General features: G+C 68.9%; 16 protein-coding genes. 10 read left to right on the top strand and 6 right to left on the bottom strand.

All coding sequences use genetic code 11. The features are described from left to right. Positions 1-19 precede the first annotated feature (19 nt). On the bottom strand, positions 20-2,908 hold the full coding sequence (locus ASF58_RS02995; RefSeq protein WP_244477169.1) for an EAL domain-containing protein: 2,889 nt from the start codon (positions 2,906-2,908) through the stop codon (positions 20-22). 213 nt (positions 2,909-3,121) lie between these two features. On the opposite strand from ASF58_RS02995, the gene ASF58_RS03000 reads away from it, so the two are divergent. Continuing rightward, entirely contained in the window at positions 3,122-3,469 is a 348-nt protein-coding gene (locus tag ASF58_RS03000; protein WP_055947087.1) for a cupredoxin domain-containing protein, read from the top strand. Between the two features lie 103 nt (positions 3,470-3,572). Here the strand turns inward: ASF58_RS03000 and ASF58_RS03005 are convergent, their stop codons facing one another. Beyond that, positions 3,573-4,568 carry a hypothetical protein gene (locus ASF58_RS03005; protein WP_055948715.1) on the bottom strand — a complete coding sequence of 332 codons (996 nt, stop codon included), beginning with the start codon at positions 4,566-4,568 and terminating at the stop codon, positions 3,573-3,575. A gap of 325 nt (positions 4,569-4,893) precedes the next feature. Here ASF58_RS03005 and ASF58_RS26635 point away from each other — a divergent pair, with 325 nt between their 5' ends. Continuing rightward, positions 4,894-5,055, top strand: coding sequence for a hypothetical protein (locus ASF58_RS26635; protein ID WP_181017223.1), 162 nt, complete (start codon positions 4,894-4,896; stop codon positions 5,053-5,055). A gap of 44 nt (positions 5,056-5,099) precedes the next feature. Here ASF58_RS26635 and ASF58_RS03010 read toward each other — a convergent pair whose 3' ends face one another. After that, positions 5,100-6,191: a cytochrome c peroxidase gene (locus ASF58_RS03010; RefSeq protein ID WP_055947090.1), complete on the bottom strand. Its 1,092-nt coding sequence runs from the start codon at positions 6,189-6,191 to the stop codon at positions 5,100-5,102. Between the two features lie 197 nt (positions 6,192-6,388). On the opposite strand from ASF58_RS03010, the gene ASF58_RS03015 reads away from it, so the two are divergent. Continuing rightward, a complete protein-coding gene (locus ASF58_RS03015; protein WP_055947091.1) occupies positions 6,389-7,429 on the top strand; it encodes a glutamine synthetase beta-grasp domain-containing protein in 1,041 nt (346 codons plus the stop codon). 125 nt (positions 7,430-7,554) lie between these two features. On the opposite strand, the gene ASF58_RS03020 is transcribed toward ASF58_RS03015, so the two are convergent. Continuing rightward, positions 7,555-8,484, bottom strand: a complete 930-nt coding sequence (locus ASF58_RS03020; protein ID WP_055948718.1) for a glutaminase — start codon at positions 8,482-8,484, stop codon at positions 7,555-7,557. Between the two features lie 377 nt (positions 8,485-8,861). On the opposite strand from ASF58_RS03020, the gene ASF58_RS03025 reads away from it, so the two are divergent. Then, on the top strand, positions 8,862-9,212 hold the full coding sequence (locus ASF58_RS03025) for a NepR family anti-sigma factor (RefSeq protein ID WP_156375513.1): 351 nt from the start codon (positions 8,862-8,864) through the stop codon (positions 9,210-9,212). Further along, positions 9,209-9,793, top strand: coding sequence for a sigma-70 family RNA polymerase sigma factor (locus tag ASF58_RS03030; protein WP_082512794.1), 585 nt, complete (start codon positions 9,209-9,211; stop codon positions 9,791-9,793). The genes ASF58_RS03025 and ASF58_RS03030 overlap by 4 nt, the downstream gene beginning before the upstream one ends. Positions 9,794-9,853: 60 nt before the next feature. On the opposite strand, the gene ASF58_RS25570 is transcribed toward ASF58_RS03030, so the two are convergent. Then, entirely contained in the window at positions 9,854-10,120 is a 267-nt protein-coding gene (locus ASF58_RS25570; protein ID WP_055947093.1) for a hypothetical protein, read from the bottom strand. 426 nt (positions 10,121-10,546) lie between these two features. On the opposite strand from ASF58_RS25570, the gene ASF58_RS03040 reads away from it, so the two are divergent. Both ASF58_RS03040 and ASF58_RS03045 read left to right on the top strand, forming a co-directional pair. Next, the gene (locus ASF58_RS03040; RefSeq protein WP_055947094.1) at positions 10,547-11,050 is read left to right on the top strand and encodes a ferritin-like domain-containing protein; all 504 of its coding nucleotides are present in this window, start codon (positions 10,547-10,549) and stop codon (positions 11,048-11,050) included. Positions 11,051-11,179: 129 nt separating this feature from the next. After that, a complete protein-coding gene (locus ASF58_RS03045; RefSeq protein WP_055947096.1) occupies positions 11,180-13,324 on the top strand; it encodes a helicase-related protein in 2,145 nt (714 codons plus the stop codon). A gap of 96 nt (positions 13,325-13,420) precedes the next feature. Here the strand turns inward: ASF58_RS03045 and ASF58_RS03050 are convergent, their stop codons facing one another. Next, complete coding sequence (locus ASF58_RS03050) at positions 13,421-13,786, bottom strand: SWIB/MDM2 domain-containing protein (RefSeq protein ID WP_055947098.1); 366 nt, start codon at positions 13,784-13,786, stop codon at positions 13,421-13,423. A 619-nt stretch (positions 13,787-14,405) separates the two neighbouring features. On the opposite strand from ASF58_RS03050, the gene ASF58_RS27415 reads away from it, so the two are divergent. From ASF58_RS27415 to ASF58_RS03060, 3 genes are all read left to right on the top strand, one after another. Next, positions 14,406-14,531 carry a hypothetical protein gene (locus tag ASF58_RS27415; RefSeq protein WP_280137520.1) on the top strand — a complete coding sequence of 42 codons (126 nt, stop codon included), beginning with the start codon at positions 14,406-14,408 and terminating at the stop codon, positions 14,529-14,531. A gap of 71 nt (positions 14,532-14,602) precedes the next feature. After that, positions 14,603-15,106 carry a DUF2721 domain-containing protein gene (locus ASF58_RS03055; RefSeq protein WP_055947100.1) on the top strand — a complete coding sequence of 168 codons (504 nt, stop codon included), beginning with the start codon at positions 14,603-14,605 and terminating at the stop codon, positions 15,104-15,106. A 92-nt stretch (positions 15,107-15,198) separates the two neighbouring features. Continuing rightward, entirely contained in the window at positions 15,199-15,636 is a 438-nt protein-coding gene (locus tag ASF58_RS03060) for a PRC-barrel domain-containing protein (RefSeq protein ID WP_055948728.1), read from the top strand. Positions 15,637-15,640: the final 4 nt, after the last annotated feature.

The raw sequence follows: 15,640 nt of genomic DNA on the forward strand, positions 1-15,640 counted from the left end.
GCCGCGCGGGACGCCGGCTTCAGGCCACCGCCCGGGCGGTCTCGCTGTTGCCGCGCGACCAGCGCTCGATCGCCCTGGGGACTTCGGAGGCCGGGCTCGGCTTGGCGAAGAAGTAGCCCTGGCCCTCGTCGCAGCCCTCGCTACGCAGACGATCGAACTGCGCCTCCGTCTCGATTCCCTCGGCGGTGGTGCGCATGCCGAGGCTGAGGCCGAGGCCGATCACGGCCCGGACGATGAGCCCGGAATCCGTCTTGTTGGTGATGTCGCGGACGAAGGACTGGTCGATCTTGATCTTGTCGAAGGGGAAGCTGCGCAGGTAGCTCAGGGACGAGTAGCCGGTGCCGAAATCGTCCATGGCGATCCGCACGCCCAGGCGGCGCAGGGCATAGAGCGTCGCCAGGGTCGCGAGGTTGTCCTTGAGGAGCACCGATTCGGTGATCTCGAGTTCGAGCCGTCCCGGCGGCAGGCGGCTCTGCGTCAGGGCTTGGCGGACGGCCTCGACGATGACTTCGTCGCGGAACTGCACCGCCGAGACGTTCACCGCGACCTTCAGGCCATCGGGCCAGCGCATCGCCTCGGTGCAGGCGGTGGTGAGGCACCAGGCGCCGAGCGGCACGATGAGACCGATCTCCTCGGCGACCGCGATGAATTCGCCCGGCGGAACGAGGCCGCGCACGGGGTGGCGCCAGCGTACCAGGGCCTCGAAGCCGCCGATGCGCCGAGCGCGGAAGTCGTAGATCGGCTGGTAGTGCAGCTCGAATTCCTGGCGCGCCAGGGCTTCGCGCAGGTCGAGTTCGAGGGCGCGACGGGCCTGGAGGCTGACATCCATCTCCGCCTCGAAGAAGCGCCAGGTTCCGCGCCCGTCCGCCTTGGCGCGGTAGAGCGCGACGTCGGCATTCTTGAGGAGCTTGTCGCAGGTGGTGCCGTCGCCGGGCGCGAAGCAGATGCCGATGCTGACGCCGACGCTCGCGCGGTGGCCGTCGAGGTCGTAGGGCGCGCTGACCACCTCGACGATCCGCCGGGCCAGCACGGCGGCTTCCTGGGGCTGCTCGGCCTGTGACAGGATGATCGCGAACTCGTCGCCGCCGAGGCGGGCGACGGTGTCGACCTCGCGGACGCAGGCACGCAGGCGGTCCGCGACCGCGCGCAGCAAGGCGTCGCCGACGGGGTGGCCGAGGGTGTCGTTGACTTCCTTGAAGCGGTCGAGGTCGAGGCAGAGCACCGCGAACGGGCTGCCGCGTCCGAGATGGGCGACCGCTTCCTCGATCCGCTCGCCGAACATCGCCCGGTTCGGCAGGCCCGTGAGCACGTCGTGCCGGGCCATGAAGGCGATGCGGGCATCCGCTTCGCGGCGCTCGGTGACGTCCTCGTAGGTCGCCACGAGGCCGCCGCCCCGCACCGCCTTGTGCGAGACCGCGACCACGCGCCCGTCGCCGAGGTGGAGGAAGTCGGAATCGACCGCGCCGCCGCTGGCGGTCTCGGCCTGGGCCAGCGCGAAGGCATCGGGCTCGGGCTGCGGGTAGTCGCCGCGCGCGGCGCTGAGCCCCGCGACGTCGCGATAGGACAGGCCGAGGGGAAGCTGCCCGGGCGCGAGGCCGAAGATCTCGCAGTAGCGCCGGTTCACGACGGTGAGGCAGCCGTCGGCGTCAAAGAGGCAGAGGCCCTGGGACATGTTGTCGAGGGCGGTGTCGAGGCGCAGGTTGGTGGCCTGCAGGATGGATTCCTGCTCCTTCAGCAGCGTGATGTCGCTGCAGACCGCGATGAAGCCGCCCGTGCGCGTGGCGCTCCGGCTGATCCGAAGCCAGCGGCCGTCGCCGAGGCGCAGCTCGCTGCGCTCGTCGGTCGTGGCGAGGAGCGCCTGGGCCAGGCTGCCCGGACCGGTCTCGCCCGCCGCGAGGGCGGCGATCGTGGCGCCCGCGGGCCGGGCGCCGGCGGCGAATCCGAGGTAGTCTTCGGCCTGGCTGTTGGTGAGGCTGATCCGCCCGGCCTCGTCGACGACCACGATTCCCTCCCGGGAGGTCTCCAGGGCATCGGCGAGGCGGTCCTCGGCGGAGATCCGCTGCGCGACCTCCTTCTCCATCGCGTGGCGGATGTTGTCGCGCATGGTGCCCATGGCCGACAGAAGCGTGCCGACCTCATCGGCCCCGCCGGCCGGCATCGTGCCGCTGAGGTCGCCGCCCGCGATGCGGGTGGCGGCCTGCGAGGCATCGGCGAGCGGCCCCATGATGCGGCGCGCCAGGCAGAAGGCGACGGTGCCGGAGAGCAGCACGGCGATCAGGGTGCCAAGGAGGTTGAGCCGGGTCTCGCGGGCCACGATGGCGCGGGCCTGCTGGCGATAGATGAAGCCGTCGCCGGCCGTATAGTTGATGAACAGATCGAAGTTTTCCTCCGCCACCGCCGCGTGCCGGTCGAGCTCCGCATAGGCGGCCTCGCTCCGGCCGAAATCGGTGATCCTGGCACGGGCCTCCGTCCACGCGGAGACCGCGCGCTCGGCCGCCTGCGCCGCGCGGGTCGCCCGCTCCGACTGGGCGCGCTCCACGGCGATCTCGAGATCCTCGGCGAGGAGGCGCTGCAGGCTGGCGAGGCGCTCGTCGAGGCTGGTGCGGGCCGACGGATCGGTGACCATCCAGCGTCGCGCCTCGGCCGTGCGCATGCCGGCGAAGTCGGTGGCGGCGGCCCGGGCATAATTGATGGACATCAGCGACCGGTCGAAGGTCTGGCTGACGAGTTCGTCGGCGCGGCGGATGCTCGACGCCGCGGAAAGCCCGAGCGCCCCCGTGATGGCGCTCATCACGAGGAACGCGATCACGATCCGCCCCCGGATCGTGCCGAGCATCGCGGCGACGGCGTCCATCAGGCGCCGGCCGGGACGCGCCCGCGATGTCATCGGGTCTTCGGGCGATGTCATTCAGCCTTGTCCCGTCCCACCACCGCAGCAGGATGGCCGAAAGACGTTAAGGCTATCTTGAGATCGGGCCGGCAGGTTATCCGCTTAACCGGACTTTCACCGAGGCATGTTATGGTTGCGCAGGTTGAGAGTCTCCTAAGCATCGAGACTGTTCGTCGTGATTCGGCAGCAGCTCGTTTCGATCCTGATCGTCGTTGGACACACGGAATACGGATGCGGCCCTCGACAATTGCTTGCGTGGCCTTCGGGCTCGTCGGTGCCGTGAGCGGTGGGCTCGCCTGGGCCACCGGCGGTGCGCCCAGCCTGCACGTGTCCCAGAAGGGGCGCGCCTTTCAGCCCAACGCCCTCACGGTTCCGCGCGGCGCCAGCGTGGAGATCGTCAACGACGATGGCGATCTGCTTCACCACGTCTACATCGACGCGCCGAACTTCACCTTCGATTCCGGAGACCTGAAGCCCGGAAGCCGGACCCAGGTCGTCTTCGACGTGCCCGGGACCTTCGCCGTCCTGTGCGGAATCCATCCGAAGATGAAGCTCACCGTCCGGGTCGACGGCCGCTGACATCCGGCGTGATCGACCGTCTTCCGATTCGTGGGCCGCACGGGCTCGCGTCGGGGCCGCCCGCTGCGCGTCCCGTCGTCCCCGCGCGGCGCGCCGGCGACCCTCAGAGCAGGGTCGACCCCTGCAGCACGGCGTGGGCGCCGTAGTAGAGGCCGATGAAGGCCGCCAGGGCCGCCCCGTAGCCCACGGGCGTGAGGGCGAGGTTGCGGAGGCGATAGGGCGATGCGGCGTTGTCGGCCGCGAGGGCCACCATCGCGACGATGATCGGCGCGTGGCCGATGGCGTCGACCTTGCCGAACTCGAAGACCGCCGAGATGAAGGTGGCGGCCAGCAGGATCGCGGCGACCCGGCGGACCAGCGGCGTGCAGACCAGTGCGAACGCCAGGGCGAATTCCACCGCGCCGGCCGCCTTCATGAAGTACTCGCCCGTGAAGCCGAGCGTCATCGCCGGATGCTCGATGAAGAGCGGGAACGACCATTGCGGATAGGCCCACTTCTCGACGGAGGCCCACATCAGCGTGATGGCGGCGGTGTAGCGCACGATGTCGAGGGGGCGGAGGCCGCCGGGCAGGGAGCGGCCGAGGCCGGTCAGCGCGCAATAGGCCGCGACCCCGAGGAAGACCGGGTAATCCGCGAGGTGGAAGGCGCCGTACTGGACCAGGGCGGTCGTGAACAGGACGACGATGCCGAGGGCCGAGAGCGGCATGGTTCGCCGCCACAGGAAGCCGGCCGCGATGGCGAGCTGGAACCACGGGAGCGCGGTGCTGGTCGTCTTCAGCTCGGGCGTCAGGATGATGCCGCCGAGCGTCCAGAGCGCGACGAAGAATCCGCCCAGAACCGCACGGAACAGGAGTTCGGTGTTCTCGCGTGCCCAGGCCGTGGTCCGGTCGAGGGATCGGATGAGTGCTGCCCCCAGCACCGTTCCCTCGAGAAGACCGCCCACCATCAGGGCCAACACGGAGAGGCCGACCAGCTTCTCGAAATCCGAGCACAGGACCTCGCCGAGGTCGCGGGGCGCGCCGACGAGGTCGTAGGCGCAGAACCATTTCACATGCGCCAGCGCGGAACTGGAGCCCGCGACCGTGAGGACAGCCGTCATCACCATGACTGCGGCGCGGGGCAGCCAACGTCTTCCGGGGAGCATGGAGGGAAGCCCTGTTCACGACACCGGCGCGGGGGCTTGCCGGCGCGATGAAAACTACGCGCCTTCGCTGGTTTGCGGAAGGAACTTGTTAACAGACCTTTCCAAATGGTTAACCTGTTGCTTGCGGGCATCGGCCGTGATCCCGGTCTGACCGGTCGAATGCACGATGGCCGTGTAACCGTTCGGTGACGATGCCGTCGGAAAGCCTGCGCACGGACATGGTCCGCTCATCCGCTCAGGGCTAAGTCGGGGAACGCCCCGCTTCGACCCGAAGAGCCCGATGATCGCGACCCTGAGCCTGTCGAGCCTGATGGTGGGGACCGGCCTGTCCTACGCGGCGACGCGCGCGCCGAGCCGGGCGGACGCCCTCGAACGCTGGTCCGGGCGGCTTCTCCTCGGCGGGCTCGGCCTCCTCGGGGCCGGTCTGCCGCTCTTCCGCTGACGCGCGTATCCACCCCGGGAGCGTCCCTGGCGAAGGCCGATCCTTCAGTTGAGACGGGGCGGACCCTTGAGGCTGGCCGTACTGTCGGCGCTCAGGGTCTTCAGGAACGCGATCAGGTCGCGCTTCTCGGCGTCGGTCAGCCCCAGCGGCTTGATCGCGGGCGAGCGGCTCGGCCGGGCGATCCCGCCGCGATCGTAGAGGTCGATCACCTCGCGCAGGGAGGCCAGCGAGCCGTCATGCATGTAGGGTCCGCGCTCCGCGACGTCCCGCAGGGTCGGAGTCTTGAACGCGTAGCGCAGCTGCACCGAATCCGGGAAGAATGCGGCCCGTCCCACATCCGCCCCGGTGCCGACGCCGATGTCGTGGAAGGATCCGTCCGTGAACGTCCAGCCCGAATGGCAGCCGGCGCACTGCGCCTTGCCGTTGAAGAGTGCGAACCCGGCCTTCGCATTCGGGCCGATGGCGCGAGCGTCGCCCGCGACCCAGCGATCGAACGGCGCCTCGCCGGAGACGATGGAGCGCTCGAAGGTCGCCAGCGCCAGCTCGACGGTCCGCCGACTGATCGCCTCCTCCGGGCCGCCCGCCGCGGAGCGTTCGGGGAACGCCGCCACGAAGGCGCGGACGTAGCCGGGATCGGCTCTCAGCCGTGCGAGCAAGGTCGCCTCCGGCAGGTTCATCGCGCTGGCGCTGGTGATCGGCGTGAAGGCGACGTTCTCGAGGTCGTGGAATTTGCCGTCCCAGCCGAGGATCGGGTTCTGGGCCACGTCGAGCAGGGTCGGCGTGCGCACCTTCATCGTCGCGCCGGTCTCGCCGATGCCGCGGGGGCGGCCGTCGCTCCACGACTGGGTCGGAAGGTGGCAGCTGGCGCAGCTCATGGTGCGCTCGCCCGAGAGGAGCGTATCGAAGAACAGGCGCTCTCCGAGGGCGGCCTTGGCCGGGCTGTAGGGATTTTCGGGTGGGTGGACCACCTCGTCGACGCGCCGATAGGCCTCGCGCAGCGCCGACAGCTCGGCCTGCAGCGTGCTGACATCCGCCTGTTCCGGCTCGCCGGCACCCGAGGTGCGTAATCCGAGCCCCGATGCCGCGAGGGCAATCAGGGCAACGCCGGCAAGCGCGGCGCTCACCCGTCTGCGCATCGCGATCTCCTGATCCGCTCAGCGCTAGTGCGGATCCGTTAACGAAGTCTCACGCGAGGCCGCCCCGGCCCATATGCCGCAGGCGCGAACCGGCACTGATTGGCGCGAACGTTGCTTAGGCCGCTCCAGCCAGCAATGGCTGCGAATCCCGTCAGGTGTCCTGGGATGTCGCATCGCTTCAGGACGAGAGGCTCGGAATGACGAAATACAAACTCGAGTATATTTGGCTCGACGGCTACACTCCGGTGCCGAACCTTCGCGGTAAGACCCAGATCAAGGAATTCGACGCGTTCCCGACCCTTGAACAGCTTCCGCTTTGGGGCTTCGATGGCAGCTCGACGATGCAGGCCGAAGGCGGCAGCTCCGATTGCATGTTGAAGCCCGTGCGCCACTTCCCCGATTCCACGCGCAAGAACGGCGTGCTGGTGATGTGCGAAGTCATGATGCCGGATGGCGTCACCCCGCACGCCTCCAACAAGCGCGCCACCATCCTGGACGACGATGGCGCCTGGTTCGGCTTCGAGCAGGAGTACTTCTTCTACAAGGACGGCCGTCCCCTCGGCTTCCCCGCCTCCGGCTACCCCGCTCCGCAGGGGCCGTATTACTGCGGTGTCGGCTACAAGGAAGTCGGCAGCATCGCGCGCAAGATCGTCGAGCAGCATCTCGATCTCTGCCTCGATGCCGGCATCAACCACGAGGGCATCAACGCCGAGGTGGCCAAGGGCCAGTGGGAGTTCCAGATCTTCGGCAAGGGCTCCAAGAAGGCCGCCGACGAGATGTGGGTCGCCCGCTACCTGCTGCAGCGCCTGTGCGAGACCTACGAGATCGACGTCGAGTACCATTGCAAGCCGCTCGGCGCGACGGACTGGAACGGCTCGGGCATGCACGCCAACTTCTCGACCGAGCACATGCGCACGGTCGGCGGCAAGGCGTATTTCGAAGCCCTGATGGCGGCCTTCAAGGAGAACCTCGACGACCACATCGCCGTCTACGGCCCCGACAACCACATGCGCCTGACGGGCAAGCACGAGACGGCGGCGATCGACCAGTTCAGCTACGGCGTCGCCGATCGCGGCGCCTCGATCCGCGTGCCGCACAGCTTCGTCAACAATGCGTACAAGGGCTACCTGGAAGATCGCCGTCCCAACAGCCAGGGGGACCCCTACCAGATCGCCTCGCAGATCCTGAAGACCATCTCCTCGGTTCCGACCGAGACCAGCCAGCAGGCGGCCGCCTAAGTTCTAGGCAGTTTTCCGTCTCATTTGCCGAGAGACTAGGCAGGGCCCGCCGCGTTCCGCGCGGCGGGCCCTTCTTTTTGCCTGTTCGGATGGCAGGGCGATCCAGGCCGCGAGGCTCGCGGCCATCAGGCCCCGAAGATCGACCAGCCCAGCCGCTTGGTCAGCATCTCCAGGGCGATCCGTCCGAGATGGGAATTGCCCGAGGCGTCGAGGCCGGGCGACCACACGGCGATCGAGGCCTTGCCCGGCGCGATCGCCAGGATGCCGCCGCCGACGCCGCTCTTGCCCGGAAGTCCCACCCGATAGGCGAACTCCCCCGAGCCGTCGTAGTGCCCGCAGGTCAGCATCACCGCGTTGATGCGGCGCGCCCGCTCGGGTGACACCACGGACAACCCCGTCAGGGGGTTGCGCCCCGAATGTGCGAGGAAGCGGCCCGCCTGGGCGAGCTGTCGGCAGGACATGCTGATGGCGCAGTGATGGAAGTAGACGCCCAGGGTGAAGTCGACCGGATTGTCGAGCACCCCGAAGGATTTCATGTAGTGGGCGAGGGCCATGTTGCGGAAACCCGTCCGCAACTCGGAGGCGGCCACCGCCTCGTCGATGGCGATGCTGGAATCCTGCGCCAGGAACTGCATGAAGCGAAGGATCTCGCCGATGGCCTCACGCGGCTGGTGTCCGGACAGGATCAGGTCCGTGACCGCGATCGCCCCGGCATTGATGAACGGATTGCGCGGGATGCCGCGCTCGCGCTCCAACTGGACGATGGAGTTGAAGGGGCTGCCCGAAGGTTCGCGCCCGACGCGCCGCCAGAGCCGGTCGCCGGCCATGCCGAGGGCCAGGGTCAGGGTGAAGACCTTGGAGATGCTCTGGATCGAGAAGGGTTCGTCGCTGTCGCCGCCGGCCGCGATCCGCCCCTCGGCATCGATCACCACCAGGCCGAAGGCCCTGGCATCGGCGCCGGCGAGTTCGGGGATGTAGGTCGCCACCTCGCCCCGGTCCGGCCGCGCCCGCATCTCGTCGGCGATCTCGCGAACGACACGGTCGAGATCGGGCACGTCGAGGCTCATGGGCGCTTCCGGCTGGCTGGAACGAGGGTTCGGCGACGCGCGCAAACCCCGGGCCATGCCGGTATCAGGCCTCGGTCGGAAGGGCACGGCGGGGCTGGGCCCCGAGGCTCGACGCTGTCGCCGTATTGTTCAGCTTGGCGACAGGATTGTGCGACTATAGAACCATAACGGCGAAGCTTCGTTGATGTATCGCATTTGTTTCTGACTGTTTCTATTTAATGCTCTTGGTCTTTCGCCTGCATTCGGCAGCTTAAGATCAGATGAATGCTTTTTTCAGAGGTCGTTAAATCGCGCAGCCGTAGCACGGCCGCCGAAATGACGGCGCTCCGGACTCTCCGGCCGCGGCCGTCGAGCGATGAGCAGCAATGAGCATTGATTCGAGCGACCCGCATCGCAGCACAGATCCCGGCGATCTCTCCCTCGCCACGCCGTCGGTGGCGTCCCGCGGGGCCGCGGAGACATCGGAAACGATGACGGTTGCGTGCGCCGAGGCCGGCGCATCCGCGGTCGCACGCGCGCACGTTTCGGACATCGCGCCGACCCCGTCGTTCCGGGCCCGCGAAGGCGAGGTCCGCATGACCGTGGAGGCCCGCCGGCGCATCGGACGAAACCTGCGCCTCCTCTATGCCGAGGTGCTGGATCAGCCGCTCCCCGACCGCTTCGACGCCCTCCTCGCCGATCTGGCCGCCCGCAGCACCACGCGAGGATCCTCATGACCAACGCGATGTCCCTTCCGGTCGGCACGCCGCAGGGCGCCGATGACGAGATGCGCGAACTCCTGCTCGGTGCGATTCCGGCCCTGCGGGCCTTCGCGTTCTCGCTGACCTACGATCTCGACCGCAGCGACGACCTCGTCCAGGACACCCTGGTGCGGGCCTGGACCAAGGCCGACAGTTTCACCCGGGGCACCAACCTGACGGCCTGGCTGTTCACCATCCTGCGCAACCTGTTCTATTCCGAGCAGCGCAAGCGCAAGCGCGAGGTGGAGGATGCCGACGGGGCGCTGGCCGGGCGCCTGACGAGCCTGCCCGAGCAGGAGATCCGGGTGGAGATGCGCGAGTTCCAGGAGGCCCTGAACGACTTGCCGTTCAGCCAACGCGAGGCCCTGGTGCTCGTGGGGGCGCAGAACTTCACCTACGAGGAGGCGGCGGAGATCTGCGGCGTCGCCGTGGGCACCATGAAGAGCCGTGTCAGCCGCGCGCGCGGACGGCTCATCGAGAGCCTCGGGATGAACGGCACCGACGAGATCGGCGCCGATGCGTTCACGCGGGCGGCCCTGGGGCCGCCGCCCGGTTGAGCGGCATCGCCGCTCGGGGGCATCAGCGTGAGCCGGACGCCTCGGGCGCCCGGCTCGGGTTCAGATCAGGGCGGCTCGCACCGCGCGGGCGATCTCGGCGGGCGGGGTATCGTTCCGGTCGCCCAGGAGGCGCCGGCCCGAGGCGATCACCTGCAGGGCTTCGCGGCTGCTGCCGTCGCGCAGGGCCACCGCTTCGAGGTCACGCAGATACTCGATCACGCCCTCTCGGGCCTTGCTGTCGCGGGTCAGCACCGGCTCGACCCGCGACGTGACGTCGTTCGCCACCGAGGCCCAGAATGCGGCCGGTCCGGCGGAATTCTCGTGCATCGTCTCGCTTCCCTGACGTGTGTGGTCGCGCAGGGGTCGACGACCCATTGCCGATGCGGGGCAATCCGCCCCAACGCGCACCGGCATCGGTCCGGCCCCGCACTGGGTTAGCAAGACGGAAGCGGAGCCTTAAATAACTTGGATCAAGACGGCGTCAAAAAGACCATTGGCTGATGATTTTGTAATTTCGAAGTTTTTCACCTGCGATCTATAAGTTGTAATGCAGTCTTCGCCGGATCTCGGTCTCGGGAACACCGGGCGCGGCTAGCGGGTTCTCGGGTCATGCTCGGATGGTCCCGTAGCGGCCGGTGGCGATCGCGAGGTGCACCCCTCGGATCCCGATCGTCCGGCGGAACGCGGCCGGGCCGGGGTCGCCCCCAGAGGCAGACCCCTTCGATTTCGCACGAAACGCCAAGGGAGGCATCCATGGGCCTGTTCACCCGCGATATCAAAACCCTCGACGACCTCTTCGTCCACACGCTCCAAGATATCTATTACGCGGAGAACCAGATCACGAAGGCGCTGCCCAAGATGATCGCCAAGGCGACGCATCCGGAACTGAAGCAGGGCTTCGAGACCCACCTGCGCCAGACCGAGAACCAGATCCTGCGCCTGGAGAAGGTCTTCCAGATGCACGGCCACAGCCCCAAGGCGGTGACCTGTCCGGCGATCAACGGCATCATCGAGGAGGCGAACGAAGTGGCCGGCGAGATCGCCGACAAGGATGTGCTGGACGCGGCCCTCGTGGCCTCGGCCCAGGCGGTGGAGCACTACGAGATCACCCGCTACGGCACGCTGATCGCCTGGGCCAAGCGCCTCGGACGGGACGATTGTGCCGGCGTGCTCCAGCAGAACCTCGACGAGGAGAAGGCCACCGACCACCTGCTCACCGCCATGGCGGAGCGTCAGATCAACCAGCGCGCCGCCTGAGTCCGACTGCGCGGCGCACGGAGGGCCTTGCGCTGATCGGAGCCGTTGCTTTTTGGGTCGCGTCCCGCGCACCCTGATGCGGCCCGGTCGTCCGTCCGCGGCGGATCGAGATTCCCCGACGAGAGGCCCATGGCCCGCAAGCGTGCGCGACCGACCAACGAGATTCTGCTGGAGGCGGCGGTCCGTCTCGGCCTGCCGCCCCGGAGCGTCGAGGTGGAGGCCCTGCGCCTTCATCTCGGCCTGCCGGATTACGGCGGTCTCGTCGAGGATTCGGTGGTCGCCAAGGCCCTGCGCGAACTGAAGGCGCGGCGCGCCTTCGCGGAGGGCGGCGTCGCGGCTGTCAGGAAGGCGATTCCCAGCCTGCGCGCCGCGGTGATGCGGGACGGCAGCATCGCCTGGACCATCCGGACCGTGATCCCTGTCCTCGATGGCGGGCGCCTCGACCTGCGGATCGACGCGAAGCCCGAGACGGGCGTCGCCGGCATCCTGTCCGGCATGGCCCATCGCAACGATCCGAACTGGCGCCTCGAGGATCTCCGGGCTGCCGTCGCCGAGGCGGGGCTGCAGACGGCCAAGTCCCTGCGGCGCGCCGTGGAGCGCCTGCGTGATCAGGTCGCCGAGGACCTGCGCGCGGTGGGCGCCGATGCCGCCACCTATATCGACCATCTCGACCGTTCGCTGCGCTCGCGCGCCTTCCTCCTCTCGCCCAACCTGAACCAGTCGCTCACCGACACCCTGAAGGGGGTCCGCGCCCGCGCCCGCACCGTGGCGCGGGAGGATTCCCGCCTGCGCCGCCTGCGCGACCAGGTCGGCTTCGGCGCCTACATCGAGAAGTTCACCGCGGCCCGGCGCCTCGGCCGGCGCCTCATCTTCCACATGGGCCCGACCAATTCCGGCAAGACCTACGCGGCCCTTGAGATGCTGCGGGCGGCCGAGACCGGCACCTACCTCGCACCCCTGCGTCTCCTCGCGCTGGAGAACTACGAGGCCCTGGCCGAGCGCGGCCTGCGCGCCGGCATGGTCACGGGCGAGGAGACGCTGGGCGACCTCAACCCGACCCACACCGCCCGCACCATCGAGACCGCCGACCTCACGCGGCCCGTCGACGTCGCGGTGATCGACGAGATCCAGATGATCGCCGATCCCGATCGGGGCTGGGCCTGGACCAACGCCCTGTTCGGCGTCGCCGCCCGCACCGTGGTGGTCTGCGGCTCGGACGATGCGCTGGCCGCGGTGCGCCGCGCCGCGGAGGCGGCCAACGAGTCCCTCGAAGTGATCACCTTCGTGCGCAAGACGCCGCTGGTGCTGCAGGATACGCCCGTTCCCATCGAGAAGGTGATGCCGGGCGATGCGGTGGTCGCCTTCTCGCGCCGGGCCGTCCATGAGAACCGCGAGATCCTGGTGGCGGCCGGGCACCGGGTGGCCACGATCTACGGGGCGCTCTCGCCCGAGGTGCGGCGCGCGGAGGCCGCGCGCTTCCGGGCCGGCGAGGCCGACGTCCTCGTCACCACCGACGCCATTGGCATGGGCCTCAACCTCGGCCCGCTGAAGCGGATCGTCTTCTCGGCGGTGCGCAAGTGGGACGGGGTCGGCGAACGGGCGCTGACCAATTCGGAGATCCGCCAGATCGCGGGCCGCGCGGGCCGGTTCGGGCACCAGGACGAGGGCTACGTCGCCGCCGTCGACGAGACCGGGTTGGAGCCGATCCGGGCGGCGTTGGCCGGTGCGCCCACGGCGCCGGCCGCCGACACGCGCTTCTACGTGCGCCCCGACCTCATCGCGATCAATTCCGTGGCGGAGGAGATGCGGACCGACAGCCTGCGCGAGGTGCTGGCGCATTTCGCCCGCGCCACCTTCTACGCCGGCTCGCCGTTCCAACCCTCGGCCCTGGAGGAAATCCTGGAGATTGCCCGCGTGGTCGACAAGGCGCGGCTGCCCATCGCCGAGAAGTTCGCGTTCTCGGTCTGCCCGGTGGACCGGCGCGACCCGGTCTCCCTCGGCATGCTGGAGCGCTGGACCCAGGCCCGGGCGGCAGGCACGACGGTTCCGGCCCTGCGGGCGAACCTCGCGGGCGAACTGGATTATCAGGAACGGACGGTGAAGCTCGCCAGCGCCTATCTCTGGCTGTCGCGGCGCTTTCCCGAGACCTTCGACGATGCCGAGGCCATGCGCACGATGCGGGCCCGGGCCAACGGCGAGATCGAGCGTCATCTCCGAGAGACGGCGACCCGCAAGGTCGAGCGCCGGACGCGCCGGGCGGGCGCGCGGGGCTGAACCCGGTCGCCTTCGGGCCATGAAGGCCGGTCGGCCAGGGGAGGGGGCACCCCCTCCCCGACGCCGATCCGGGATGGTGCGTTCAGACCTCTGGGCTCAGGCCGACTTGAGGTGCGCGGCCAAGTGCTTGTTCATCTCGAACATGGTGCACTTGTCCTTGCCGAAGACCTTCTTCAGCTTGTCGTCGGCCAGGATCTCGCGCTTGTTCTCGGGATTCTGGAGGTTGTGCTTCTTGATGTATTCCCAGACCTTGCTGACCACCTCGCCGCGCGGCAGGGCGGCGTCGCCGACGACGGCGGCGAGCTCGGAGGAGGGCTTCAGCGGCTGCTGCAGGGCGTTCGGCTTGGCGCCATCACCCTTCGGCGCGGCGACCTTCTTGCCCTTGGCGGCAGGCTTCTCGGCGTCCTTCGGGGCAGCCTTGGGGGCGGCCTTCTCGGCGGTCTTGGTGGTGCTCTTTGCCATGGGGTGTTCCTCCGGATGTCGACGGTGAGCGCCGGTACGCCCACGGCCGGTGGCCTCGCAGCGCATAGCTGCAACAACTAAGCGGTGCCGCGAGCGTTCCAAGGGAAAACCGCCCTCGGCGCGCCCGTCATCCACAGGCGCGGCGGCTCAGATCCGGTCGAGGCCGCTCCCTGCCGAGGTGAGATCGCCGCGACTGGGATGAGAACTTCAGCGGCGTCGCCCTGTACTTTGGCCTGAAGTCGAAGCGAGCCCTGGTCACGGCGGTCGGGGGCTGTCCGCGGAAAGTCATGGCTCTGCAGTGCTTTAAGGGAATTCCGGCGGCGCCGCGCCGGTGCGCCCTCCGGCACGGACCCCCATCGCGGACACGGCTCGGGCGACGTACGACGACGCGAAGCCGGCCTGAGCCGGGCCGACTGCCCAGGGGCGCCGGCCCGGGCGCAAGAATTTCCCGCCACGATCAACAATTTCCCGCCACGATGAAGATTTCACCGGACGAACGGGAGCGCACGACGGAAACTTCGGTGTCGGGACCCGTTGCGGGGCCACTTCGGCCGATTTCGGGACGGGGCGGCGGCCGGGGGATCACCGAACCTTAAGGGCGATCGACGAAACCGGGAGCATGATCCTCCTGGCCTTCACGCTCTCGCTCGGCGCCGCCGTCGCGCTCATCATCGGCCTCGGCACGCTGGTCTCCATCGAGGCCCAGGCGGGTCCCGACGGCCGCGCGGATGCCGGTCTGATCTGACGGACGCCCCCGAACCGGCCGCGTCCTCGAACGTTGCGCCAGGGTTCCGTCCCGGTCGCGATCACCCCTTCATGTTCGACAACTCCGTCGCCGCGTCCCTCGACAGCACGGCCCACATCATCCAGATCGCCCTGACGCCCGTCTTCCTGCTGTCGGGCATCGCGACGCTCCTCAACGTCTTCGGCACGCGCCTCGCTCGGGTGGCCGATCAGGCGGAGCGCATCTCGCAAGCGATCGACGGCGCCTCGGGTCTCGAGCAGGTCCGCCTCGCGCGACGCATGAACGCCCTGCGCCGGCGCTCCCTCGCCCTCGATGCCGCCGTGATCCTCGGAGCTCTGGGCGGAGTTGCCACCTGCGGAGCCGTTCTGACGCTGTTCGTCGGAGCCCTCCGGGACGCCACCGTCGCGGACATCCTGTTCGTGCTGTTCGGCCTCGCCATCCTCTGCACCTTGAGCGCCCTGATGGTCTTCGGGTTCGAGATGCTGCTGGCGAGCCGCGGGATGCGCCAGCGGGTGGCCGTGCGCCAGATCGAGGTGGCCGAGGAGACCGGCGTGCCGGTGGACGAGCGGCCCTGAGTCCGGAACCCCCGCGCGGGTGGCGGCTTGTCCGGTCGAGCGCCGCATCCGGCGCCCTCGCCCCGAGACGCCACTCTGCAAGAGGAATGCGCATGCCGACGGACCTCCCGAACGAGCGCAGCATCCGCCCGACCGGCTCGATGGAACTCGATCCCTCGGCCGAGGGTGTCGCGATCGACGAGACCCGGCGCCTGATCGCCTCGAACAAGGTCGAGGGCACCGCCGCCTACAGCCGCGCGGGCGAGCATATCGGGACCGTCTACAACTTCATGGTCGACAAGGTTTCCGGCCAGGTTGCCTACGCCGTCATCTCGTTCGGCGGCTTCCTCGGGCTCGGCGAGAGCTATCATCCCGTGCCCTGGCGGGCGCTGACCTACAGCGTCGATCTCGGCGGCTACATCGTGGACATCGACCAGGACACCCTCGCGGGCGCGCCAAGCCACGGCCCCGGCGAGGATCCCTTCACCGACCCGGCCTTCGGCGAGCGCGTCGATGGTCATTACGGCGGTTCCAAGGTGCCCACGGCCTGAACGG

This window comes from Methylobacterium sp. Leaf125 (assembly GCF_001423085.1).
In the GTDB taxonomy this organism is placed as follows: Bacteria; Pseudomonadota; Alphaproteobacteria; order Rhizobiales; family Beijerinckiaceae; genus Methylobacterium.